The following is a 25,784-nucleotide window of genomic DNA, read 5'->3' as shown; positions in this document are numbered from 1 at the left end:
ATCCAGGATGGTATCAGTAACTGTAAACAACAAAACAATTCAAAAGCCTGAGCAGAATGCAAATGTTAATGACCTCATGAATTTTGTTCTAAACGAAGTACTTCATGATGATGAAGTTATTACATCTATAGATATTGATGGTAGAGAGCTATCTTATGAAGAAGAACAATCGTCACTCGCAATGCCAGTTAGTAACTACAAAGATATTAACTTCTCTACAACAAGTAGCTACGAGCTTGCATTTGATGCCCTAAACGACTGCTCTACATATATTGAAACAATTATTGCAAAGATAGCTCAGTATACAGAGCTACAAAATGATAATAAGCAAGAACAAGCTAATATGATGTTCGGTGAAGTTATTGAAATTATGGATCTATATGTTCAGTTAATGGCCAAAATTTATAAGACTGTTAGAAAGCGTCATCAAGAGCAATTGAGACATACGAACACATTTCAAACACTAGAAATTCACTTACTTTCAATCATGAAAGCAATGATTCCAGCAAAAGAGAAAAACGACATAATTATGTTGAACGACTTGCTAGAGTATGAACTTATAGATAATCTGACACAGTGGAAAATAAAAGCGATTCCAGAACTAAAAAAGTTAAGAGATCTTTAAAGCTATACTTATCTGAAAGTATTGGAGGCGGAGTATTTCCACCGTCTCCAAATATCGAATTCTCAAAATCACAAATTAATGCTGACTACTCAATTTATAAGAATGAAGGGCTCTATGACATTCACACTGGTGGATCCATTCTTGGAGAGCCTGTTCTTACAGTTGGCGCTAATACTAACCCGCTCGCAATCTATCAATTATTAAATGCAACTTGTTCTGAAAAGAAGAGTAAGAAAAAGCGCTACTCATCACTTACGACTGCAAATATCTCCAAGAGTTCATCTTCAGATTTAAAACAATTTGTTGAGATTTTAGAATTTAAAAAATTCATATTAGATCAGTCATTGAGAATCAAAGATACCAGTGAGCTCCCAGAGTATATTCTTCAATCAAAACTCTTTAAGGCCTACCAAACCTGTCAGATCATGATTCATGAAAAGGGTAGTCCTATAATTGAAACATTTTACTTTGATGCAAGTGCCGGCCATCGTAAGAAAGAAATAAGTGTTTCTTCTTTTAGTAAGATTTTTAATCTTGTTAAGAAAAGTAAGAATAAGCTCTTTAATCAAACTTCACTTCTAGAATCAGATTTAGATGTGGTGGGAACATTTCTAGCAAAAGATATTGAGCTCTCCAAGCACTCTATCCTTGTTATAGTATCTAGAAATGGTTTTCTCCCTCCTTCAGATATGGAAATCAATATTTTCAGTTCTGCTATGAACTTCATATCTGACGTTATACAAACAATTCTCATTGCCTCACTTAATAAACTTAGAACAGAGGTTTATACATCTTTACTTGAAACGTATCCAAACCCTATCTTTCTCGACAATACTCCACTTAATGAAGCTGCACGATTATCCAATAATCATGATCTGGATGAAGCTAGTAATAGTGAAGATAAGATCGGAAGAAGATTCTTAGAGATTGGCCTTGAGTCTGAATCAAATACATCAGACATTTATCATCACCAGAGAGTCTCTCTTTTAGGAGAGCTACTAAACACGCTCAAGCATGAACTGAGTAATCCATTATTTGGATTGAATATGGCCTCTGACTTACTTCTACTTGAGAGTTTCGATGAAGAGATGTCTTCTATCATCCAAGATATTTCAATTAACAGTAAACGATGTCAGACCATCATAGATAATTTCTCTAAACTTTATAGAGATGAGGATAATTACGAGAAGTTCAATATAAAAGAAGTTATTAATGAGACAATTCTTTTAACGAAGAGTGAAAGTAAGCAAATTCCAAAAGAAATTAATTTTTATAACTTTCAAGATGATCAAGACTATATCGTAAATTCAAACTCGACTTGGCTCTCGCAAATTATTTTCAATTTAGTAATCAATAGCTCACAGGCTATTAAGAGTGCTTATCAAGACTTAAGAGAGCAAAGAATACAACTTACTATCATTAAGAAGCTTGAAGAAATCGAGATTAGTGTTTCCGACACAGGTCCAGGAATTCCAGACAAATTGAAGGATGAAATCTTCAAGCCGTTTATAACAACTAAGGAAAAGGGAACAGGACTTGGACTCAGTATTTGTTGTAATCTAATTAAGAAGCTAAATGGTAAAATAGAAATTGACCACAAGAACGAAAATGGTACTATTGTCTCGTTCACTTTACCCATAGTTTAAATATGAATATTTTAGTTATTGAAGACGAGTTACTAATTCAAAAGTCACTAAAGCGCTTACTTGAGAAAAAGGGCGCTAGTGTTGATGTTTCCTCCACTGGCAAAGAGGCCATAGAAATGATTATAAATCGTAATTACGATAGGATAGTCTGTGACCTCATGCTTCAAGATATTACTGGATTTGATATTATCGAAGAGTCTAAAAAGAAGTACAATATCAATCAAATTGGAGAAGTTTTCGTAATTATTACGGCCTATAGCTCCCCTCAGATCTTGGAGAAAGCAAACTCCTACGGTTGCAGAGTACTGGGTAAACCTTTTGATAATATTGAAGATGCACTGGCTGTATTCTTGAAAGAGAGTTAATTTTGAGCAACAAGACAATTAAGAATATTGGAATCTTACTAAAGCCAAGAAATGTTACAGAGTTTTCTACGACTATTCCAAACTTAACAGAGTGGTTAATTCGTAGAAAGAAGCATGTGTCCTTTTTAGAAAAAGAAGAGGGCAGAATTCTCAATATTTTCAAAAAACTTCCAAAGAGTGTTTCCTTTATCAGTGAAGACGAAATTAATAAACTCGATTTGATTATTACACTTGGTGGTGATGGAACAATCATTGGCGTCAGTAGAAAGTGTACAAAAAGCTCACCTCCAATTTTTGGTGTGAATATGGGAAGACTTGGATTTATTACTGAGTTTTCAAAAATAGAATACTTTGATGAGCTCGCGAATACTCTAAAAGGCAATTTCAATATAGCAAAGCTTCCTCTTTATAAAGTAAGTGTTAGCAAGCGTGGAAAAGAGATCTTTAAAGGCAACTTCATCAATGACGTTGTTATTAACAAGAATAATATTTCTCGAATGTTTACTCTGTCTGTAGAGTGTGACTCTGAATTAATATTTAATGTATCCGGAGATGGACTTATTATTAGCTCTCCTGTCGGCTCTACTGCATATTCATTAGCGGCCGGTGGACCCATTACTCACCCAGATGTAAATGCACTTTTATTAACTCCTATTTGTCCTCATAGCTTGAATCATAGACCTCTTGTTATTCCTGACAACAAAGAAATTGAAGTTAAATTTCCTGTCAAAGAAAGTCACTTGAGTCTCACACTTGATGGGCAAGAGGCCGTCGATATAGAAAAGGGATGTATTGTTAAAATTTCAAAGATGAAAAATAGTTATGCAAAGATCATAAAAAATAATGACAGAACATATTTTCAAACATTAAAAGAAAAGTTAACTCACGGTCAGCGAGAAGGCAGATGAAAAAAGACAAACTCAATTTAAAGTCATTAACTCTTAATAATTTTGCAACCTTTGTTAATCAAGAGATTAACTTCACAGATGGTTTTAATGTAATTGTAGGTGAAACAGGTTCTGGGAAGAGTCTTATTCTTGACGCCCTTCAATTGGTATTTGGAAACAGAGCTGATAAGAAAATCATTAGAAAGAATGAGAGTTTCGCTACTGTTGAAGCTGTATTCGTATGTAACTCAGATACAATTAAAGAATACTTTGCACAATTAGGGCACCCTTTTTCTGGTGATGAAATACTGATTAAGAGAATTATCACGTCGGAAGGATCTTCAAAGGCATACCTTAATTTTCAACAATGTTCCCTACAAACACTATCTACAATATCTAAGAGATTCATTGATCTCGTTGGTCAATTCGATAATCAAAAGCTACTAAGTGAAGATTATCAAATGGCCCTATTAGATGAATATAGTAAGAACACGACGCTACTTACGAAGTATAGAGATCACTTTACGAAGCTTCAATCTCTCCAAGAAGAGCTGAATACACTAATTGAAAAGAGCAAGACTAAAGCACAAAGAAAAGACTATCTTGAATTTCAAATCTCAGAGTTAGAAAAAGTGAATCCTTCTAATGATGAAGAAGAACAATTAATTGAGTTAAAGAACTCTATCCTCGATGCTCAAAAGAAATCTGAATCATTCACAGAAGCAAATCATATTCTAAGCGAATCAAACTCTAGTATTCTTTCTTTATTAAATAAGTTTGAACTGCAAGTAAATCGTTATGACCTACTTAGTGAAGTAGAATCAAGTCAGTTAATTGAAGCAAAAGAGCTATTATCAGAGCTCTCTTTTAATATTTCTAAAAAGCTTAACACTGATTCTGATGATAGTGAGCTACAAGATATTATTGAAAAACTAGACTCATATCAAAAGCTTAAGAGAAAGTTTAATGTAACGACTAGTGAGCTTGAATCTATCTACAACAACTTTTTAGATGAATACCAACTCTTAGAAAACTCTGATTTAGAAATTAAAAAGATTAGCGAAAAGATTAATTCACTTAAAGAGAAGTGTTGGACTTTCGCTCATGAACTTCATTCAGAGAGAGAGTCTTACTCTACAAAACTCTCTAAAGAATTAACTCAAAAGGTTAAAAAACTAAGAATGAGTGGAGCAACTATTGCAATTGAAGTTCAAACGACAGATGAACTTTCTAAAAATGGAATTTCAAAAATAGAGTTTAATGCTGAAACAAATTCTGGAGAGGGTTACTATAAAGTTAAAGACATTGCCTCTGGCGGTGAACTTTCAAGAATCCTCCTCGCCCTAAGACAAGTTCTTTCTAAGGGAGATACAGTATCAGTATTTTTATTTGATGAGATTGATACAGGAATCGGTGGAGAGACTGCTATCACCATTGGTAAAGCTCTAGAAGAAGTTTCTTCAGCTTCACAGGTTATTGCTATTACTCACCTTCCACAAATTGCAAAATTCTCAAGAACACTAATTGATGTTTCAAAGAAACAGGAAAAATCGAGAACTTTTTCTTACACGAGTGAAATCACTCAAAATAATAGAGAACAGTATATTAGAGATATGGCCCAACTATAGGTCAATAAATTCAACTCCAGCATCGGAAATTTTAATGAAAGATTTTGATGCTGGTGCAAATCCATTATTCACATAGAACTTTCCATCATCTAATTTAAAATAATCCTTACAGTGACTATGACCGCATACCAATCCAGAAATATTTGAATGATCTTTAAAGTAGAGTTTTGATGATGTCCTGAACTTGTCTTTGACAAACTCCTGCCCCTCAACTGTTAACTCATATTTCTTAACATTCTTTCCTCTAGATTTATTAGAGGCCCTATGACCTATCCACTCTATGAAGGAAAAAGGAACAATATAATCCCCCAAGAATTTAACAAAAGGGTTGTTTATGGCCCTTTTATATTTTCTATAGCTTTCATTTTCTATTTCTACATCATCACCGTGTGTGAATCTAACTAATCTGCTATCAACCTCTATATCAAAGTAGTTCTTTATATGAAGAAACATTTCATCTGGTATTCCAAGTTTCTTCTTGGACTTTCTAATCAGCCTTTCAATGTGAAAGTCATGATTACCTTCTATGTAGATAATTTTAGAACCATTTTTTATTGCTGATTCAATTAATAGAAAGAAGTCACTGTACTTTTTGAGATATTGAACTTTGCCACCTATGAGTATGTCAAAAATGTCACCGTTTAAAACGATGTAATCAGACTTTCTTACGTACTCATGATTAAAGAATTTCTTTAAAAGACTAAAGTTTGAATCTGTTGATTCTTTTATGTGAACATCAGATATAGAAGTTATTATCATTAATTATCAATATCACAGACAAGTTTTTTTTGTCCATTTATCATTCTCAACACTTCTTTTTTAACAAGAATAGAGTTTCCTTCAAATGTTAGAGATAATCTTGATCCACCATAAGGATTCTTGTCGTCTTGATATGGGTTCATTTTAACTAAACCAGCAACCTTAAGCTTAACTTGTAGCTTTTTTAACGGAAAACTAATCTCTACATTTTCAAGTATCTCATCGATAGAGAACATTCTCATTTCGTTTCTTGTAAGAACTATTGATAATCCACCCACAGCAATGTCATTACAACTTTTTTTAAAAGTAATCCCTTTGTGCTTTATATTTACACTTACTGGAATAAATGGATCTATTCTTTCAGACTTTCTTCTATCATAGAATTTATTGAAGCTTGGAAAGGCGATTTCTAAATCATCTTCATAGCTCATATACTCTGTTTCAAAGAGAAGAGACATTTGAGGAATAGCAATATTAATTTTTCCACTTCCACCTAATAAGTCCTCTAAATAGGAGCGACTCATCTGTGTTGGTGTTAAAACGATTCGTTTTTGATTGAATTTGATTGATTTAAATTGAAGGTCTGCTTTAACTATATGGCCACCAAAAGATCCCCAAGCATAAACAGCATATTGATTCTTATATGCTTCAAGTATTTCATCTTTAATTTTATCTTGGTCGTCAATTCTTAATAGTGTACTCATAATTTCCCTTTCCTTCCCTAAGACCCACCCTTGTTACCAAGGGTGGGTTGGGCTTAAGTGGAACTTTCGTTCCTTAGGGCTTAGGAAGTGTGGGTGAATTTTCACCCACATTTTTTTTATTATCCAATTAGTCTTAATGCTGAGTTCGGTATCTGATTCGCTTGTGCTAATGATGCTACACCTGCATTCTTAACAACATTGTTTGATGCCATATTTGCTGTTTCTGCGGCGACATCTACATCTTCAATTACCGATCTTGCACTATCTTGGTTGATCGCTTGTGTTTCTAAATTAGCAACCGTAGATTGTAATCTAGATTGGATTGAACCAAGGTTTGCTCTATGTCCTGATACCGCCTGAATTGCGCTATCAATATTTTCAATCGCATCTAAGGCATCACCTTTATCAGCAATTGATGTTCCACCGATTCCAATTTCATCAGCTGTTGCATTGGCCGAGTCGGAGTCGAATTCAATTCTATTTTGTTCTCCAGCAAACGCACCTACTTGAATATCAAGTGTACCTCCGCCTTCACCATTTAAGAGGTTAGTCCCGTTAAATGTTGTAGATTCTGCAATTCTATCTACTTCTGTAGTTAACTGTTGATATTCCTTATCTAGGAATCCTCTTTCAGCCTCTCCAACAGTATCTGAAGATGCTTGTACAGTTAGCTCTCTTAAGCGAACTAGGATATTTGATACCTCATTCAATCCACCTTCTGCAGTTTGAACCATTGAGACACCGTCATTCGCGTTTCTAGTTGCTTGTCTCAGACCTTTAGTCTGTGCTTTTAAGTTTGTGGCAATCGCTAATCCGGCAGCATCATCAGACGCCTTATTAACTCTTTTACCAGATGATAATTTTTCTAAACTTGCTTGTGACTTTGTTGATACTTCACTTAAGTTTTTCTGAACTGATTGTGAAGCCATGTTAGTTGCAATTCTTAAACCCATGATATTCCTCCTAAGAAATATATATTATTTTTTTCCCTAAAGCCGTCCGACCTTTTTTGTCAGACAATATACCTATCGAACATGGCCCAAAATACTTTAGACTTTTACTCAGTTAATTTAAAAAAAACATTACTTTTGTCCATATTATTAAATACTTAGCGATTGACTTTTTTGGTATGGTATTTGCTATTACTGATTGAAGAATGAATAGAATATCGTTTTTAGAAATAAAAAAGGCCCCTTTGAAAGGGGCCCATGAGTCTTTAAGTTTTGTACTTAAGATTATCCTACTAGTTTTAGAGCGGCGTTCTGTGAACTATTCGCTTGCGCTAGTACAGATGTAGACGCAGAAGTTAGGATATTCGCTTTAGTTAACTCAGATGATGTCTGTGCAATATCTGTGTCTCTAATTCTTGAATTTGCTGAACTCAAGTTTTCAGTCTTTACGTCTAAGTTAGAGATAGTTGACTGAAGCCTATTTTGTAAAGCACCTAAGCTTGCTCTATTACCGTTAATCTTATTTAAAGCAGCATCAATATTTTCTAAGTTTTCCTGAGCTCCTTCTTTAGAACCTACACTTAGACCAGCAATTCCAATAGCGTCTGTAGTTGCTGCTGAATCTTGTGGTCTGTATGAAATTCTATCGTTAAAGTCATCATTCATAATTCCAACTTGAAAGTCTGCTGTCTCACCTTCACCAGTTAATAGATCTCTTCCATTAAACTTAGTTGACCCAGCAATTCTATCTACCTCTTGTACAAGGTTTTGGAATTCTAAATCTGAGAATTGTCTCTCTTGGTCTCCAACTGTGTCTGAAGCCGCTTGAACAGATAACTCTCTCAGTCTCACTAGAATATTTGATACTTCGTTAAGTCCACCTTCTGCCGTTTGAATCATAGAGATACCGTCTCCAGCATTTCTTTTAGCTTGTTGTGACCCTCTGATATTTGCTTTTAGTTTTTCACTAATCGCTAAACCTGCGGCATCATCACTTGCCTTATTAATTCTACTTCCAGAAGCCATTTTCTCAAGGTTAGTACCTTGCTCTTCTTTAACGTTTCCTAAACTTCTTTGTGCTGCTAATGATTGTACATTTGTGTTAATTCTTAAACCCATTTTTAATCTCCTCGAAACATACTCTTACCTCCGTGAAAATTTTGATCAAACAACCATGTTCGATATTTAGAAGCTCACCCCACATGAGCCAGTTAATAACCTAAACGGATACTCGGAAATATACTTGAGTAAAAAGTGGAAAAAATTGCCGTAAAATTAACAACTTATACCCGATTAAAAAAATCGGTTATTCATAAGTCTTTAATAACATTAGATATTACTTCTAGGTCAAAAGAACCATTTGTAGGGATGACTTTTGAAAATCTTGAGCGGATTGATCTATTGATAAAGATGTAATTACTATCAATATAAGTATGATTTTTTGTATTTTCATACATCTTTTCAAGATCTATTGTCTCTAAATTTGAAATTATAAAAATTGATCGCTTTTGATTTAGTGAATTTAGAATAAACTGCAATGTGCTTTCGTTAAAAGTTGTACTTGGAATTTTAACATAATTACTGCTTGGGCGATGATTGAGTAGAAAGTAATCAAAGTCTTTTCGAAGTTCCAATTCAACAATATTCTCTGAAAAGGAAAATATCACGAATTACTCTTTCCCCTGAACCGAAGAAATTATTCCAGTAGTAGAGTAACCATCAACAAAGATTAAACTCTTAACCTCTCCGCCATTTTCAAGAACAATGTCATGCCCTACGATATCTGTGACTTTCCAGTCTCCACCTTTTACAAGAACATCCGGGCGAACAGCATCGATGAGAGAATAAGGAGTGTCTTCAGTAAATACCTCTACACAATCAACACATCTCAAATTTTCTAAAATGTACTTTCTATCGGCCTCACCATTTATTGGCCTCGACTCACCTTTTAAACGCTTAATACTTGCATCTGAGTTAAGTCCAAGAAAGAGCAAGTCCCCTTGCTTCTTTGCCTCATTTAAATATGTCACATGACCAGAGTGAAGAATATCAAAGCAACCATTAGTAAAAACAATCTTCTTACCTTGATTATTCTTTAGAAAATTTTGAGCATTTTCTGATAGTTTAAACATTTTCTGCAATCTTTGTATCTGTTAGCTTCCCTTGAAAATCAATTAAGCAAGGTAGCCCAAGTGTCACAAAAGATATAATCGTAATGAAGGCCCTAAGAAAACTATCTCTTAAAAGTATAGGCTCTCCATCTTCTCTTACTAGCCTAACACCCATCAGACTTTTTCCAGGGGTCGCTTGTAAGTCTAAGATTGAAAAATAGCTTAAGTAGAAAATTGAAAAAGAAGTACTAAGAAAAATCAAAAGGTCGTTAGCGCCAATAACTTCATAGAACTTAGTGAAGTTAAGTCCTGAAACTAAAACGAATAATGCTAGTAGCCCTGCACTAATTCCAGCAACAATAAGTACATCTATTAACCAGGCTGTAAATTGCTTTGAAATTGGTGCCACTTTAAATGAAGGCTTCTTCACTTCAAAATCAGAAGCTTTTAACTTAGGTGCTTCCTCAATAACTTGAGACTCAGAATAGAAAGCAGATAAAGAGTTCATTGACTCTAGTCCGTTTCTTGTAATCCCTTCATTACTTACACCTAAACTAGTCGTTCGATTATTTGATTTCAGATCTCTAGAAACTGAAAGGTTTTGACTTCTTTTATTAGATTGAGGAAGAATTCCATTCTTTCTCTCTTCATGGTGAAAACCTAATCCTTCATTTAAAGGCTTAAAGTCAAAGTCTTCAAAATTAAACTCATTATTAAAAACAACATTCTTCTGCTCTTTGCTTTCGTTTGAATTTAAATTTTCCATTAAGTCACCCATGAATTTTATTTAAGATCTTATATATTAGGTTCTCATAAAAGACCTAAAGCATCAATCAAAAACTCTTTAATATATAACCACTTGCCACTGCTAGGGCCGTCGGAGCCCGCATAATATATGTATCAAGTTTAACCGTTGAAACGTTTTCAAATCCTTTAATCTGATCCTCTTCATCCTGTGAAAAGCCTGCTTCAGGACCAATCACCAACAATGTTTCACTATCAAACTTTAAAGAGTCTGCATCAGTCGATGAGAAAGTTGAAAAATGAACGACATTTGAATAATCTTTGAAGGCATCAGAGAAGTTATCAACTTTTAAAAAGTTGATTCTAAAAGGATTATTAGATTGTATGATTGCACTTTCCTCTAGCTTTAAAAGTCGGTCTGTGAATTCAATATCCTGCTGCGAATACTCTGCTCTATAGAGATAAATATTTTTAATCCCTATTTCCGAAGCCATTTTAACAATGGATTCAAATGCATCTTTCTTAGGCAGGCCCAAGAAAAGACTTAACTTCCTATCATCGGAAATATTGTTAATACTTAGAATCTCTAAGTCTATCTCTCTTCTATCAATTCTCGTTGATCTAGCTTCGCACTTTTGTCCTTTACCATTTAATAAAAGGATTGTTTCATTCTTCTTTATTCGAATGACTTTGATAAGGTGACGTGCACTATCACCACTTAGTTGAATCTCTTGGCCCAACTCATTTTCTAAGAATTCTCTATCTATATATACTGCTCTCATACTTTCTTAAATAGAATTGCAGACCAGTCATCCTTACTGAGGACCGATACTTTTTCTAATTCACTATAGCTTTCTACAATATTATCGACCTGATTATTTAATAGCCCAGACACAATAAGATATCCACCAGATGCCACAGAATCAATCAAAAGAGACTTCTCTAATAAAAGTACATTCTCTAGAATATTTGCGAATACCAGTTTATGTTCAATACTTGCACTAAACTTATCTCTTGAAACTAAAGATGATCCCGATAGATCTTTTCCATTAAAGTTTAACTCTAAGTTTTGCAGACAATTATTCAAGGCATCCTTATCGATATCACAGAATACGACAGGCATATTTCGTTTCTTTATTGCTGCAATTCCCAGTATTCCAGAGCCACATCCAAAATCTAAACATGAGTCGACTTCTTTAAGATCATCTAGAATATTCATAAAGAGTTTTAAGCAGAGATAAGTGGTTTGATGCTCACCTGTTCCAAACCCCATACCTGGGTAAATAAACAGACTATTCTCTTCATTCACATCTGTTTTATCTTTTTCCCACTCTGGTACGACATAAAGACTCTCATCAACTTTGATAGGAGAATAATGTTTTCTCCACTCCTGATTCCAGTCGTCCCAAGGTCTTTCTTCAATTAGAGCTGAAGCTGTATTCTTATTAAGTGAAACAAATTCTTTAAATTCATTTGCACTTTTTTCTACCTCTTCACCTTCATAGAAATAATATACGAGAGATAGATAATCACATTGAGCAACATCATCAACTTCATCAATGACTGATTCTGGAATATCTCCACCAGAGTAAGCCCTCTCCCCAAGTATCTTATCAACCGTTGGTTCATCTAAACTAAATTCTTGAACACCATCACAGTCAAACTCACCCATTGCGCGCGAGTTTAAGCTCTCTAGATCCAAACTTTCCGTATTATTAAATACTACTTTTACTTCATAGAATTTCTTATCATTCACAATCGTTAACCATCTTTAATAAAGGTAAAAAACTTCCGTTTGGCTGAACGTCTAAATTTTTCAGACACTTTCGACCAATCCAGATAATATTTGGGTGCCAGAGGTTTATATAAGAATATTCACGGTTTGAAATCTCCAAAGCCTTTTTATAGTAATTATTTCTCTTTTTCTCATCTAACTCAGTTGTGGCCTTATCAATAAAAGAGTCGAACTCCTTATTCACATAAAATCCACGATTTGCGCCGTTTGGAGGAATAGATTCACTATGAAAGACAAATCTCAAAATAGCTGGACCAGTAAAACCAACCCATTGTCCGATAGCGAGATCAAAATTTCCCTGCTTCAAGTTTCTATAAAAGGTTCCCCACTCCTGAACAGAAATATTAATAGAAACCCCTCCCTTCTTAAGAAAGTCTTTCATTGTCTCAACTGTCTCTATTGTATTCTTATTATTTGAGACCCTAAACGTTAGTGCTAACTTCTTTGAACCCTTCTCCCAGATTCCATCTTCACCTTTTTTGAAGCCAGCCTCCTTCAATAGAAGTTCACTTTGCTTTGGATCATATGGATCTTCTCCGTCCTTAACATGTAGAAAACTAAATGCTTCAGAGAAAAAGCTAGAGGCCGGGGTTGCAGTATTTTTGAGTTTATACTTAATTATTTTTTCTCTCGGTATTAGAAGTGAAATTGCTTTTCTAACTTTTAAATCTTTTAAAAATTCATTCTTATGATTCACACCCAGATAAATTAAGTTTGTTCCCTCAACGTTATGAAAGCTAATATCTTTAACGTTTTCTTTGAGCCAAAAATTCTTTCTTGGAGAAACTGTTGCAAGAGAGAGGTCAATCTCTTTATTCATTAATTTAAGAGCTAGAGTTGTTTCGTCTTTAACAACTTTAAAAATAAGCTCTGAAGCCCCTTCTGCAACTGGGCTTAGAACAACTTCAAGCTCAGTGCTTTTGCTAATTCTATAAGGGCCAGCGCCTATAATTTTCTCATAGCCAATATTATTCGCGACATCTTTCTTATCAATTTTTACTATTTTTAAAAGCGCGAGATCAGATAGGTTGTCAGGGTTATATTCATCATATACCAACTCAACCTCATTACTATTTAGTACTCTCACATCTTTTATTCTTGATAGACCTAGAGCAAACTTCGACTTAATAAAATTAGTATCAGTAAAGTATTCCCAAGAGTTGTACACATCTACAGCTGAAACTTTCGTACCATCCCAAAACTTTACGTTATCCCTAAGTTTAAAATTGATAATATGCTTTTTCCCCTCCATTCTTTCTTTAAATGAACTACAGAGACGACATTCAAAGTTCATCTTCTTCGTAAAATCTGTCAAAGTAAGATGAATCAATCTATTAATATTTTGAGAATTAGCATCCGTTGCATAGAACGGGCTCAAATTGGATGGTGCTGATGAAATAGCGATTTTTATACTTTTTGCTGACAGATTCGTTATAAATAGAAAAGGTATAAGAGAATTTATTAGAAAAGTTTTTATAAGTTGCTTAAATTGCATTAAAGATCCCTATTTATAGCGAGTATTTTTTATCCTCATTATTGTTATAAGTGCATATTATTATTATGTTAGCTAAAGCTAAATATTACAACTTCAATGGGGAATTATTGTGTATCTTATTGGTATATCTGGTGGCTCTGGTTCAGGTAAAACAACCTTCGCCAATAAATTAATTAATATGGTCAAAGAAGATATTTCAATTCTTCACATGGACTCCTATTATTTAAATGTACAGCCACAAGAACACTATACCGCAAAGGGAAATCCAAATTACGATCATCCCGCAGCTTTTGACTGGGAGCTCTTAAGAACACATCTATCAGAGCTCAAGCGTGGCAATCCCATCGAAGTTCCCGTTTACGATTTTGTTTCTTCTTCTAGACTACAGAAAACAACAACACTTAATCCAAGTGATGTGATTGTATTTGAAGGAATTTTCTCAATTTTTGACAAAGAAATTAGAGAGCTACTAGATATTCGCTGCTTTCTTCACGTAGACGCTGATATTAGAATTGCAAGACGTATTAACAGAGACGTCAATGAGCGTGGAAGAACACTTCAATCTGTTATCGCTCAGTACTATGAGACTGTTAGACCAATGTACAATAAATTCTTAGCACCTCAAAAAGATTACGCTGACTTTATCATTGGAGAAGAGACAGATATAGCAGCTTCAATCCTCTCCGCAAAAGTAAACGAACTATACAAGATAGGGAAGTACTGCCTTAACACAACCAACTTAAATAGAGGTGGGTTAGAAGTAGATAACCACCAAGTAAATTTAAATCATGACTAAAGAGTTGTTAAAAATTCAACCGGTGGGTGGCGTAGGGCAGATTGGCTCTAACATGACCCGCTTCGTGACAGAGAACGACAACATCATTGTTGATGCTGGAATACTCTTTCCAAGTGAAGACTTCTTTGACATCAATTACCTCATCCCAGATTTAAGTGAGCTCACCAATAATCCTCCAACACATTTACTTATAACTCACGGACACGAAGATCATATTGGTGCGATTATTCATGTCATCGACAAGTTTCCAGAGATTATTATTTGGGCCCCTAAGTTTGCAGCACTCTTAATGCGTAAGAAGCTAGACTATGCCAAGGTTTCAAAAAATATATTAGAGTACGATCATAACACCGTGCTTGAGTTCAATGATCTCTGCGTTCACCCAATCCATGTTAATCATTCAATCCCTGACACCTATGGACTTCTCTTTAAAGATAATAAGAAAAGGTTCTCTACTTTAATTGTCTCTGATTTTAAGATTGATAACCGCTCTCCATACGAGCGAGAGTTTGACTTCAAAAAACTAAAGTCTCTCTCAAAAGACTGTGAAAAGAGAGTTATTCTTGCAGATAGCACTAATATTCTATCTACGAACTTAGAAACTCCTTCAGAAGGAGATGTACTTCATAACTTTAAAAATATTTTCAAGAAAGATTATGAAAATATCTACCTTACTTGCTTTAGCTCAAATGTACACAGAATCGCCTCAGCAATTACGGCCGCAAAAGAATCGGGTAGACGTGTTCTTCTCTATGGAAGATCAATGATTAACTATGCTGCTGTAGCGGCTGAGTGTGGTATTTTAAATGAGTCCGATTACTATATTGACCAGGCCTCTCTTCCAAACAAAAAGAAAGTTGTGGTTATACTAAGTGGATGCCAAGGAGATTTCAGAGGATCTTTTAGAAGAGTCGCAAAAGGTGAGGACACTCATTTTAAGCCCACAACTAAAGATTTATTTGTTATTAGTTCCAAGGCCATTCCAGGTAATGAAAAGAAAATCTCTCTGCTAGAGAATGAAATCACCGAGCAGGGTATAGATATTATTTCAACTAGAGATGAACTCATTCATGTATCAGGCCATCCTGGTAGAAATGATTTAGCAAAACTTTATCAAGAGTACCTACCGGATTATATTGTACCCATTCACGGTGAGTCTCTCTTTCTAAAGAAACATATTGAATTTATCGATTCACTAAATTCAAACGCACAGGCCATTCACATTTCAAACTTTGACGAACTCTCTATTAATAATAGACTTGAAATTGAAGTTCAAAAAACAACACCCTTAAGGCCTATCTTAATTCATGGTAAGGCGATAGAAATTGAGCGAGAACATATCTCAGTTAGAAGAAAGCTCTCTAACCAAGGGGCCATATTTCTCTCTATCAAGACAGACTCACTACTTAAGAGAAAAATCCAATATGAATATAGCTTCTTTGGACTACCAAATTTCTTTAACGACGATAAAGAAGACTTCGAGTACCTAATCAATAGTGAATTAAGTGGAAGAAAAGTAAAATTACTTGAGAAAACAGCTGATGAGATTAGGATTATTATTCGTCGCTACGCACATAATAGGTTAGGGTACAAGCCCGTTACCGTTGTCCACTTCGTTTAGTTCAGTTATAATTATTCTATGAATCAGACTCTAGACACTACATTGATGATCATCATCATTCTCTTGCTAATACTTATTATTGTATTGGCCGTTATAGCTGGGTTGGTTCTAGCAAATTACCTTAAAGCAAGTAAGTCAGACTCTAATTCAACCATCCACAGAAATGAAAAGAATAAAGACAAAGACAAGGAACTCAGCACCCTAGATTCAGGCACTGGGGTCTGTAAGAATCATGAGACGAGGAACTCGGTTGGTATTTGTTCTATCTGTGAAGAAGAGTTCTGTGTTGATTGCTTAAAACAAATTGATAAAGTTAATTTATGTCCAGAACACTTCAACACTTTTGCAGATAATATTTGGACCTCAATAACAAATCAGAGAACGACTCCAGACAATCCTGAAGACGGTGTCTATATTTACAACTTCAAGAAGTTCCTTTGGAAAGAAAAGGGGATTCCTAGCTATATTTTAAATGATTATAAGATTCAAGTTGAGAATGACTTTATTGAGACTTATGTCCAATTACATGTAAGAGAAAAAGATCAAGAAGAGCTCTCAAAGAAAATAGAGAGTTTTAAACAAGAGAAAGAAGAGACAAAAGATGAGCAATGAAAACTTAAAGAATGCAATTGAAGACATAATGAATAAAAATAAAGTCAATGCTCCCAAGAGATCTTTTGATGATAAGAAAATACTTCAATATGAATCTGATCTATTAAGCTCTAACGTAAAGATTGAACACAGTATATGCATCGCCGATCTTTTCCCAGGGGAGGAGTCTCACTCATTTGGTGGAGGAGACTTCACACGTGTAGACTATGCATTAAGCTGGCAAAATTGGCAGGATCAAGGCTTTCGCTTCACTCTAACAAATATCAAGTATAGTAACTCTAAACTTCTGATAGAATGTCCCACTCAGTTTAAAAAAGACACGATTACTCTTCTACCTGCATTTATCGAGTCTTTGGCCAACAAGGCCAACCAATTAATGAATAAATAATAAGTTTGATTTTCTTTGATTAAAGACGCCTATAACGAATTATAGGCGCCTTGATATTATTGAGTTGGGGGGCAACTCAATTAGAATTCTGCGTTCTTCTGTGATCCACCCTCATCTTTTCTCAAGAATGATGGAGTATCTAGTTCATCTTCATCAAAGTTGATGAACCCTAATTTTTCTGCAATTGATTTTGCTCTATTTGCAGATGCTGTTTCTTGCTGAGCAGGTCTTTGTTGACTTGTTTGTGTTTGCTCAACTTTTGAAGTCTCATATCTAGCTGCCGCATCTTTAATTGACTGTGCAAGTGTTCCCTGCCCAGATTCTTCAGACGCTCTATAGTTAGTTTCTTCGTTCCAGCTCTTTTCTTCTCTCCATGTTTGTGTAGTTTCAGGAGCAGTTCTTGTAAACTCTCTCTCTTCTTCACGAACAGGTGTTGCTTTTGGCTCGGCCCATGTTTGTTGTGGTTGTGCCATATGCTGCTCTCTTGAAACAGAAACTTCTTCTCTAACTGTTTCAGTTTGCTCTTCTTGTCTCCATGAAGTTGGAGTTTCTTGTTGAGCTTGAACAGGTCTTAGCTTTTCTACCATTTGCTCTGAACGATTTTGAGGAAGAGCTGCAACTTTCTCTAGACCACCTAAACCAGTTGCAACAACTGTGATCTTAATGTTGTCTTCCATTGTATCGTCGATAACTGTACCAAAGATAATTTCTGCATCATCATCAGCTGCTTCCATAATTAAAGTAACAGCTTCATTTGTTTCATGCATTGTAAGAGAACCATTACCAGTAATGTTGATAATGATACCTGTTGCTCCGTTAATAGAAATATCTTCTAGTAGTGGAGAGCTGATTGCTTCAGTAGCTGCCTTAATCGCTCTATCAGGTCCAGAACAAAGCCCTGTTCCCATAAGTGCAAGACCTTTATTTGCCATAACAGTCTTAACGTCAGCAAAGTCAGCGTTAATATGACCAGTAGTATTGATTAGGTCTGAGATACCTCTAACAGCATTTAGTAAAACTTCATCAGCTTTCTTAAATGTATCTACTAGAGATAGACTCTCTCCTGCCATATAAAGCAGTCTTTGATTTGGAATAGTAATTAGTGAATCGACGTTCTCTTCAAGAACTTGAATCCCTGCATCTGCTTGACGGAATCTCTTCTTACCTTCGAAAAGAAATGGCTTAGTTACAACACCAACAGTTAGAGCTCCAAGCTCTTTTGCTAGCTTTGCAATTACTGGTGCTGCACCAGTACCTGTTCCACCGCCCATACCAGCAGTAATGAAAACCATATCTGAATCTTGAAGTACTTCACTTAGTTTTTCGTACTCATCCATTGCGGCCTTACGTCCAACTTCTGGATTTGCACCTGCTCCAAGACCCTTAGTAATTTCAGCTCCAAGCTGAATCTTTGTAGGTGCTAAGTTTGCGTTTAGTGCTTGCTGATCAGTGTTTGCTACGATGTATTCTACACCTGTAAGCCCAGCTTTGATCATTGTGTTTACAGCGTTACATCCACCGCCACCAACACCAACAACTCTGATTTTTGCACCATCTGTTAAAATTGCTTGTTCTTCTGTCATCTCAAACATGAGACCCCCCTAATTAAAAAATTTCTTTAAAAACAGATTTTAAGGAATCACTAAATTTTCCAATCAAATCCATTTGATTATTATTACTATCATTTTCCACGCTATGAACTTTGTCTTTTCTATTTGATTCAATCAAAAGTCCAAGCACAGTTGAAAACTTTGGGTTTTGCATAATATTTGTCATTCCACCAAAAGGAGCTGGATAACCAATTTTAGTTGGCCTCTCAATTATGTATTCACCAAGCTCTGCCACACCTTTAATAAGTGCTCCACCACCGGTTAGTACAATCCCACCAGTTATTTCATTACCTAAATTCTTCTCAGCAATAATGTCTCTGATTATTTGGAATAACTCTTCTGCTCTTGCTCCTAGAACATCTGCTATTAAACTAAGTTGTACTTCTCTTGGTTTTGTTCCACTTAAACCTTGTACAGTAATATGCGCCGATTGATTCAATTGCTCAGCAAGAACACATCCATGATTAATTTTAATTCTCTCTGCTTCTGCATGAGGAATCTTAAGTGCTATCGCCAAATCATTAGTAAAATGATTTCCACCTACTGGAATAATTTGAGAGTGTATAAGACTTCCCTCTTTCCAAATAGCAATGTCAGTTGTTCCGCCACCAATATCAACGAGGATCACACCCATTTCTCTTTCTTCTAAAGAAAGTACTGACTCTGATGAAGCGATCGGCTGAAGAGTTACTCTATTTGCAACAACGCCAGCTTGCTCAACACATTTAACTAAGTTTTGGATTAATGGGATAGAGCCAGTCACAATATGAACGTGAACTTCTAAACGAACACCACACATACCAACTGGATCTTTGATTCCATTTGTATTATCCACTCTAAACTCTTGAGGGATGACATGGAGAACTTCTCTATCTGAAGGAATTACGACAGCTTTAGCCGCTTCAAGAACTCTATCTACATCAGCAGGAGTAATCTCTTTCCCCTTAATGGCAACAACCCCAGAACTATTGAAGCTATAAATATGACTTCCTGCAATTCCAATGGTTGCACTACTGATATTCACACCGGCCATGAGTTTAGCTTCTTCTAGAGAGCTATGAATAGAGCGAACTGTCTTATCAATATTGACGACAGAGCCTTTCTTCAATCCATGACTAGGATGAGTTCCAATTCCAATAATTTCTAAATCTGAGTCAGGGCCTTGCACACCGACAATGGTGCAGACTTTTGTTGTGCCAACGTCTAGGCCTACTATGATATTTTTTTCGTTCATGAGATTCCTTTCTCACTGGTTTTCAATCAATCCGTTGATTAAGCCTACTTACACTTTAAGTAGGGTATTATGAAAATTTTAGAATTTGTCGTTAAACTTGACAACAACTTTTTTTGAATTTGTAAGATTTATAATTGCCGGTATTTTCTTCTTTAATTCCATATAGTTAACTATCTTGGCTAACTTCGTCATTTTCACGCCCCACTCTGTGCCACCCATGAAAACACTAGATGGGTGATTATTTAGAGAGAGGATAATAGTAAGTTCTTTATCATCATTGATAATAATCTCTGCTAACTTCTTTCTAAAAGTTAACGGCATACCAGAGACTAATTCAGTAATATCTTTTTGAATCTTCTCGTCCATGTCTCCTACAGGAAGAGCTAGGTAAGGAAGGTCGTAACTTAACTTCTTCTCATTTCTAAGAAGAACTTCATAAGTTGGATCAAAGAGTTTCCCATTATCAACTAAGACTGCTTCGTATGACTCAAGACCACCTTCCTTATAGATCTGAACCTTCATTAAAGGCTCAGGACATTCATAGGTAAAGTGTAGGTACTTCTTTAGAGGGTCATACTTCACCTTATAAGATGAAATAAAGTGCTTCTCATCAAGCTTGTCTTTAACAATTTTAGTCTTTACATCTTTTAGTGACTTATTTTTTTCAAATGACTTAATTAATTGAAGAGTCAGCGTTCCGGCCGCTCTAGATGGGCATCTACCAAATGAAGTTCTATATTTAACTTCTTGTCGCTTCTCAACTCCAAGAGAGCTCACACCCTCTTCAACCATAAAAACGAATAGCAATATAACTGGAGCTATAAGTAGAAATCTAATTTTTGCAGAGTTTTTAATCATTAAATGCCCTAAAGTTTTACTTCTGTTTCAAAATCTACACCATATTGAAGCAAAAGCTCTTCCTTGATTATATTTATTAGAGCTACGACATCTTTATGAGAACATGAATCTGTATTTTCCATAAAGTTGGCATGCTTTGGGCTTATTCTCATTCCATTCAGAGTAAGTCCCTTAAGCCCCATTATATCAATAAATTTTCCGGCCAGGCAAGTTCTCTTCTCTTTGCTATTTTTAAAGACGCAACCACATGTCCATTCCCTAAGTGGTTGAGTTCTATTTCTTAGCTCTAAGTAATCTTTAATTTGTTTAGATATAAGTGGATCAACTCCAAAGTGATTCATCTCAACTTGGTAGATAAAGTCACCTTCGGCCAAGAAGTTTTGCTTTCGATAACTAAATGAAGATTCATCCATTTCATAAATCTTTTCTTCACCTTGTTTATTTACAACAAAAACTCTCTTAATCAATGGACCAATTTCACCAAGGTTTGTTCCTGCATTCATAAAGACTGCACCACCTAATGTCGCAGGAATCCCTGTAAATGATTCCCAACCTTTCAATCCATTTCTAACCGCATGTGATGATAAAATACTTAATGTTACCGAAGCTGGAAGAGTATACAAATCTCTAACTTCATTTAAGTAACTCTTATCAAACTCTAGAGAGAGCTTAATAAAAGGGACTGCGCTAGATTCTGGTAGCAGCTGATTCGCTCCCATTCCAAGAATTCGATAGTCCACTGAATTCTCATTTAAAGTTTTCAATACACCCTTAAGCCCTTCTAAAGTCTTAATCGTAATTAAGTCCCCAAAGCACTTAAGTCTCATCGTACTAAACTTTGTAAGATCTTTATTAATCTCTAATTCGATACCATCAATATTTTTTAAAAGGACTTCTAAGCTCATTTAGTATTTGTCTTCTCTCTAATAATTCTTCCAATGGAACCTGCACCAAGAGTGACTAGCGTTACATTTTCTTCTTTATAGTTATCAATAATTGAATCTATATTCTCAATACTATCAAGCTTCTTAACTAAATCAGGGTGTAGTTTATTGATATCCGCAATTAATCTATCAGCTTCAATTCCGGGAATTGGCTTTTCGCTAGCAGGGTAGATTGGTGAAATATAAACAGTATCTGCAGAGTTAAAACAATGAAGGAATGAATCCCAACAATCTCTAGTTCTACTATAACGATGAGGCTCGAAAACAACGACGATCTTTTTATTTGGTCTAGTTTCTTTCATGGCCTTTAGGGTAACGTCTATTTCAGTCGGGTGGTGAGCATAGTCATCAATCACTTCAAAGTTATCTTTTGCGACAAGAGTTTGAAATCTTCTACCAACTCCATCAAACTTAATTATAGACTTTGCAATTTCTTCAAACGGAACACCCATATTAAAAGCTAAAGCAATCGCTCCTAGAGAGTTTAAGATATTGTGTTTTCCAGGTATCGTAATTCTAATTTCAATTTTTTTCTCGCCACTATGATAGAGGTCGTAAATAGTAATATTATTCTCGTACCTAATATCTCTCGCTTCAAAGTCAGCCTCAGTTTCTACGCCAAAAGTAACCCACGGCTTTTTAACTTCTTTAGTCAGTGCCATCAATCTTTCATCGTGCGCATTCAAAGCCGTTAGTCCATAGAAAGGAACTTTGTTAATGAACTCAGTAAAAGAGCTTAGAAGGTTCGCTTCACTTCCATAGTGATCCATATGATCATTATCTATATTGGTAACTACAGACATAATAGGATTTAAAAGTAGGAAAGAGCCATCTGACTCATCAGCTTCGGCCACAAGGAATTCACCCTTACCAACTTTGGCATGACCATCTAAGTTTTTAACTATTCCACCAATAATGTAAGTAGGATCGTACTTACTTTCTTGTAAGATCGTTGCCAGAAAACTTGTTGTAGTCGTCTTTCCATGAGTTCCCGCAATTGCGAGCCCCTTCTTAAGTCTCATCAACTCGGCCAACATCTCGGCCCTTCTCATAATTGGAAGTCTCTTGGCCTTCGCTGCAATCACCTCAGGGTTAGTGTCATCAATAGCTGAAGAGTAAACCATTACAGTAGCGTCCGTAATATTTTCGCTCTTATGACCAACGAAAACATCTGCACCTAGCTTTCTTAGCTTGGCCACAGTAGCTGATTCAGCTATATCTGAACCTGAAACTTTATAACCAAGAGAGAGGAGTACCTCGGCAATACCACTCATGCCGATTCCACCAATACCAATAAAATGTACTTTAATATCCTTCAAAGGACTGAACATAACTTCTCCAACTTATTCGCAACGAAATAAATTAGATCATGCCTGATTTCTTAGACTTTGAAAACCTGATGTAGAGTGTGAAGTTGAATTAATCCCTCTGTCTGACTCTCTTGAATCACCGCTTTCACGATATGAACGCAACACGGCAAAGAACATACCAATTCCAAAGAGATTACTCATAAGAGACGATCCACCGTAGCTTATAAAAGGAAGATTCAATCCCTTTGTTGGAAGAAGCCCAAGAACAACTCCCATATTAAGAGCACTCTGAATCCCCACAACAAATATTACTGCCGCCATAAGGAGTGAGCCATCGCGAAGCTTCACTTTCATTGCTAGTGAAAAACCTAGAAAGATTACACTTGTAAATATGAGTACTAATGCAAAAACCCCAATGAATCCAAATTCTTCTCCGATTACTGAGAAGATGAAGTCATTGTGTGCTTCTGGTAAGTAGAATAATTTTTCAATACTATTTCCCGGACCTGTTCCAAAAAATCCACCGTTCGCAAAGCCAATCCACGACTGAATTATTTGAAAACCAGAACCCTGTGCATTTTCCCAAGGGTTTAAGAAGGCCATTAACCTCTTCACCCTATATGGAGCTGAAATTAATACAGCACCACCCATTACCAAACCTGCAACAAAAGCAGAATAGAAATACTTTCTTGGAAAAGATGATAGGAAGCAAACAAAGCTCATAGCAAAGAAACATATGGAAAAAGTTCCAAAGTCAGGTTGAAGGATTAATAAGACGAATGGAAGCCCCATACATACCAGATAATTAATCCTCTTATTTCTATCGAATTGCTGAAATCGCTCAAAGAAAACAATTGAAACCAGTACGATTGTATACTTAACAAATTCTCCTGGCTGTAGAGTGAAGCCACCAATTTTCAACCATCGATTCGCCCCTTTCACAACTGTCTTAAACCCTGGAACAAAAGTTAACATAAGCAGAAAGGAAGCTGCGTAGTTAACATGAAGCGAGAACTTAAGCCAAAACTTATACTTTGTTTTTGAAACAATAAAAGCAATGGCCAAAGAAAATAACACAAATAATATTTGCTTAATAAAGAAGTAACCCGAATTACCAAATTGTTCTTTGGCGTACATGTAACTTGCCGAGTAAACCATGATTACACCAATCACAATTAGTGTACCAAGTGAGAATTTTAAATATTTGGAAAGCTTATCTATCCGTGACAAGTCGAGGTTCATACTTATATTTTAAATGGCTTCGGGATTACGTGCAAGAGTAATTAAAAAAAAAGGGAGCTAAGTGCTCCCTTATTTCTATAATTGATAAACTAATTTTTTAAAGTAACTTCCACGCTCTTCATAATCTCTGAAGAAGTCAGAAGCTTCGTTACCTGGAGATAGTAAAATAACATCTCCAGTTCTAGACTTTTGGTAAGCAAGTAGAATTGATTCTTCAAATGAACCTACAATAAAAGTCTGTGGGTGCTCTTGAAGCGCCCTATTCATTCTCTCTTTACTTTCACCTACTAAAACAACAACTCTTGTGTGTTCGATAATTTCAGGTGCATAAGGCTCAAAGTCAAAGTCCTCTACATCTTTACCACCTGCAATTAAGATCACTTGCTTCTTAAATGATTTGATAGATGTACAAAGGTCTTCCATCTTCTCAGCCTTAGAGTCGTTATAAAAATCAACTCCATTCTTCTCCATTAAGAACTCTAAACGGTGAGGAATACCTGGGAATTTTGCAATACATGTCTGAATTGACTTGTCTGAAACTTCAAGAGCCTTACACGCAGTTACTGCTGCAAGAAGGTTTTCTCTGTTATTCTGACCAACAATTCTCATTTGATTAACTTTAAACTCTGAGTGGTAGTTAATATTTGAGTGAATTCTTCTATCGTGGAAATGTGTCCCTTGAATCTCATTAATCACGCCCATTGTGACAAATGACTTTCTTGAGTACCAGTATGTTTGGCAATTTGCATTTCTAAAGAATGTATTATTTGCAAGCTGATCAAAGTTTACAACAAGAGTATCATCCGGAGATAAAGTCTTAATGATACTAAGTTTAGTTTCAATATATTCTCCAACAGAGTTGAAGTGCTTCTCTGGATAGTTCTCAGAAATATTTGTGAACACAACAAGCTTTGGATGAAAGTTATTTAACTTTCTCATTTGTACTGCTGATACTTCAACAACAACGTAATCAATTTCATCTTTGTTAGGAAGCATTGAGTACTCAATAAATGAACTCTCAGATGTACCACCGATGAAAACATTCTTTCCATCGAGCTTTAATGTGTACCCAATCATATGAGCAACAGTCGTACGCCCCTTACTTCCACAAACAGCTATAATAGGCTTACGGCAAAGGATATTTCCTAAAGCAAATTCAGAATAAACTTCTTTTCCATTTTGACGAGCAAGCTCTAACTGAGGCATCTCAGGATTAACTGCCGAGCAATATACGATAACATCTGCTTCTAAGAAATCCTCTTCACGGTGCTCACCAAATGTCATTTGTGGAGCTGGTTGAATTTTCTTAAGTTTTTTAACGGCCTTATTTAAGTCAAAGATTGGCTTGATGTCTGTAACTTTAATGTCACATCCAACTTTGTTGAAAAAGTTAATAAGCGTGAAGCCTGTCTTTCCAATACCAACAATGAGGACCTTTTTACCTTGAAAACGTTCCATTA

General features: G+C 35.5%; 25 protein-coding genes and 1 pseudogene. 9 read left to right on the top strand and 17 right to left on the bottom strand.

Features of this window, described 5'->3' with window-relative positions; all coding sequences use genetic code 11:
- Positions 1–7: 7 nt before the first annotated feature.
- Genes BMS_RS00460 through BMS_RS00440 form a run of 5 tightly spaced genes read left to right on the top strand, consistent with a single transcriptional unit; the run spans position 8 to position 5,151 of the window.
- Entirely contained in the window at positions 8–625 is a 618-nt protein-coding gene (locus tag BMS_RS00460; protein ID WP_014242818.1) for a hypothetical protein, read from the top strand.
- On the top strand, positions 577–2,271 hold the full coding sequence (locus BMS_RS00455; RefSeq protein ID WP_014242817.1) for a sensor histidine kinase: 1,695 nt from the start codon (positions 577–579) through the stop codon (positions 2,269–2,271). The genes BMS_RS00460 and BMS_RS00455 overlap by 49 nt, the downstream gene beginning before the upstream one ends.
- A gap of 2 nt (positions 2,272–2,273) precedes the next feature.
- Positions 2,274–2,636: a response regulator gene (locus BMS_RS00450; RefSeq protein WP_014242816.1), complete on the top strand. Its 363-nt coding sequence runs from the start codon at positions 2,274–2,276 to the stop codon at positions 2,634–2,636.
- Between the two features lie 2 nt (positions 2,637–2,638).
- Positions 2,639–3,544: an NAD(+)/NADH kinase gene (locus tag BMS_RS00445; RefSeq protein WP_014242815.1), complete on the top strand. Its 906-nt coding sequence runs from the start codon at positions 2,639–2,641 to the stop codon at positions 3,542–3,544.
- Complete coding sequence (locus BMS_RS00440; RefSeq protein ID WP_014242814.1) at positions 3,541–5,151, top strand: DNA repair protein RecN; 1,611 nt, start codon at positions 3,541–3,543, stop codon at positions 5,149–5,151. Before BMS_RS00445 ends, BMS_RS00440 begins: the two co-directional genes overlap by 4 nt.
- Here BMS_RS00440 and BMS_RS00435 read toward each other — a convergent pair.
- The 10 genes from BMS_RS00435 to BMS_RS00390 form a co-directional block, all read right to left on the bottom strand.
- On the bottom strand, positions 5,146–5,910 hold the full coding sequence (locus tag BMS_RS00435; RefSeq protein WP_014242813.1) for a UDP-2,3-diacylglucosamine diphosphatase: 765 nt from the start codon (positions 5,908–5,910) through the stop codon (positions 5,146–5,148). The two genes, BMS_RS00440 and BMS_RS00435, sit on opposite strands and share 6 nt — an antisense overlap.
- Positions 5,910–6,614, bottom strand: coding sequence for a PilZ domain-containing protein (locus BMS_RS00430; protein WP_014242812.1), 705 nt, complete (start codon positions 6,612–6,614; stop codon positions 5,910–5,912). The genes BMS_RS00435 and BMS_RS00430 overlap by 1 nt, the downstream gene beginning before the upstream one ends.
- A gap of 119 nt (positions 6,615–6,733) precedes the next feature.
- Positions 6,734–7,567, bottom strand: a complete 834-nt coding sequence (locus BMS_RS00425) for a flagellin N-terminal helical domain-containing protein (protein ID WP_014242811.1) — start codon at positions 7,565–7,567, stop codon at positions 6,734–6,736.
- A 282-nt stretch (positions 7,568–7,849) separates the two neighbouring features.
- The gene (locus tag BMS_RS00420) at positions 7,850–8,683 is read right to left on the bottom strand and encodes a flagellin N-terminal helical domain-containing protein (protein ID WP_014242810.1); all 834 of its coding nucleotides are present in this window, start codon (positions 8,681–8,683) and stop codon (positions 7,850–7,852) included.
- 191 nt (positions 8,684–8,874) lie between these two features.
- Positions 8,875–9,231, bottom strand: a complete 357-nt coding sequence (locus BMS_RS00415; protein ID WP_014242809.1) for a hypothetical protein — start codon at positions 9,229–9,231, stop codon at positions 8,875–8,877.
- A gap of 3 nt (positions 9,232–9,234) precedes the next feature.
- On the bottom strand, positions 9,235–9,696 hold the full coding sequence (rfaE2, locus tag BMS_RS00410) for a D-glycero-beta-D-manno-heptose 1-phosphate adenylyltransferase (protein WP_014242808.1): 462 nt from the start codon (positions 9,694–9,696) through the stop codon (positions 9,235–9,237).
- Complete coding sequence (locus BMS_RS00405; RefSeq protein WP_014242807.1) at positions 9,689–10,441, bottom strand: RDD family protein; 753 nt, start codon at positions 10,439–10,441, stop codon at positions 9,689–9,691. Before BMS_RS00405 ends, rfaE2 begins: the two co-directional genes overlap by 8 nt.
- A gap of 67 nt (positions 10,442–10,508) precedes the next feature.
- Positions 10,509–11,201 carry an RsmE family RNA methyltransferase gene (locus BMS_RS00400; protein ID WP_014242806.1) on the bottom strand — a complete coding sequence of 231 codons (693 nt, stop codon included), beginning with the start codon at positions 11,199–11,201 and terminating at the stop codon, positions 10,509–10,511.
- The gene (locus BMS_RS16530; protein WP_014242805.1) at positions 11,198–12,175 is read right to left on the bottom strand and encodes a 50S ribosomal protein L11 methyltransferase; all 978 of its coding nucleotides are present in this window, start codon (positions 12,173–12,175) and stop codon (positions 11,198–11,200) included. The genes BMS_RS00400 and BMS_RS16530 overlap by 4 nt, the downstream gene beginning before the upstream one ends.
- Positions 12,168–13,709: an ABC transporter substrate-binding protein gene (locus tag BMS_RS00390; RefSeq protein ID WP_014242804.1), complete on the bottom strand. Its 1,542-nt coding sequence runs from the start codon at positions 13,707–13,709 to the stop codon at positions 12,168–12,170. Before BMS_RS00390 ends, BMS_RS16530 begins: the two co-directional genes overlap by 8 nt.
- 109 nt (positions 13,710–13,818) lie before the next feature.
- Here BMS_RS00390 and udk point away from each other — a divergent pair, with 109 nt between their 5' ends.
- Genes udk through BMS_RS00370 form a run of 4 tightly spaced genes read left to right on the top strand, consistent with a single transcriptional unit; the run spans position 13,819 to position 17,126 of the window.
- Entirely contained in the window at positions 13,819–14,505 is a 687-nt protein-coding gene (gene udk, locus BMS_RS00385; RefSeq protein ID WP_014242803.1) for a uridine kinase, read from the top strand.
- Positions 14,498–16,126 carry a ribonuclease J gene (locus BMS_RS00380; RefSeq protein ID WP_014242802.1) on the top strand — a complete coding sequence of 543 codons (1,629 nt, stop codon included), beginning with the start codon at positions 14,498–14,500 and terminating at the stop codon, positions 16,124–16,126. Before udk ends, BMS_RS00380 begins: the two co-directional genes overlap by 8 nt.
- A gap of 18 nt (positions 16,127–16,144) precedes the next feature.
- A complete protein-coding gene (locus BMS_RS00375; RefSeq protein WP_014242801.1) occupies positions 16,145–16,738 on the top strand; it encodes a hypothetical protein in 594 nt (197 codons plus the stop codon).
- On the top strand, positions 16,728–17,126 hold the full coding sequence (locus tag BMS_RS00370; RefSeq protein WP_014242800.1) for a hypothetical protein: 399 nt from the start codon (positions 16,728–16,730) through the stop codon (positions 17,124–17,126). The genes BMS_RS00375 and BMS_RS00370 overlap by 11 nt, the downstream gene beginning before the upstream one ends.
- A gap of 584 nt (positions 17,127–17,710) precedes the next feature.
- Here the strand turns inward: BMS_RS00370 and ftsZ are convergent.
- The 7 genes and pseudogenes from ftsZ to murD form a co-directional block, all read right to left on the bottom strand.
- Positions 17,711–18,718: pseudogene (gene ftsZ, locus BMS_RS00365) on the bottom strand (cell division protein FtsZ); the annotation flags it as partial.
- Positions 18,719–18,731: 13 nt separating this feature from the next.
- Entirely contained in the window at positions 18,732–19,970 is a 1,239-nt protein-coding gene (gene ftsA / locus BMS_RS00360; protein ID WP_014242798.1) for a cell division protein FtsA, read from the bottom strand.
- Positions 19,971–20,048: 78 nt separating this feature from the next.
- Complete coding sequence (locus BMS_RS00355) at positions 20,049–20,828, bottom strand: cell division protein FtsQ/DivIB (protein ID WP_014242797.1); 780 nt, start codon at positions 20,826–20,828, stop codon at positions 20,049–20,051.
- An 8-nt stretch (positions 20,829–20,836) separates the two neighbouring features.
- Positions 20,837–21,733: a UDP-N-acetylmuramate dehydrogenase gene (gene murB, locus BMS_RS00350; RefSeq protein ID WP_014242796.1), complete on the bottom strand. Its 897-nt coding sequence runs from the start codon at positions 21,731–21,733 to the stop codon at positions 20,837–20,839.
- Positions 21,730–23,103, bottom strand: coding sequence for a UDP-N-acetylmuramate--L-alanine ligase (murC, locus tag BMS_RS00345; protein ID WP_014242795.1), 1,374 nt, complete (start codon positions 23,101–23,103; stop codon positions 21,730–21,732). The genes murB and murC overlap by 4 nt, the downstream gene beginning before the upstream one ends.
- 36 nt (positions 23,104–23,139) lie before the next feature.
- Positions 23,140–24,324 carry a putative lipid II flippase FtsW gene (gene ftsW / locus BMS_RS00340; protein WP_014242794.1) on the bottom strand — a complete coding sequence of 395 codons (1,185 nt, stop codon included), beginning with the start codon at positions 24,322–24,324 and terminating at the stop codon, positions 23,140–23,142.
- A 75-nt stretch (positions 24,325–24,399) separates the two neighbouring features.
- Positions 24,400–25,782, bottom strand: coding sequence for a UDP-N-acetylmuramoyl-L-alanine--D-glutamate ligase (murD, locus tag BMS_RS00335; protein WP_014242793.1), 1,383 nt, complete (start codon positions 25,780–25,782; stop codon positions 24,400–24,402).
- Positions 25,783–25,784 lie beyond the last annotated feature (2 nt).

The organism is Halobacteriovorax marinus SJ (assembly GCF_000210915.2).
Classification (GTDB): domain Bacteria; phylum Bdellovibrionota; class Bacteriovoracia; order Bacteriovoracales; family Bacteriovoracaceae; genus Halobacteriovorax; species Halobacteriovorax marinus.
Note: the sequence above shows the minus strand (reverse complement) of the source record. Positions and strands in the feature narration are given on the sequence as shown.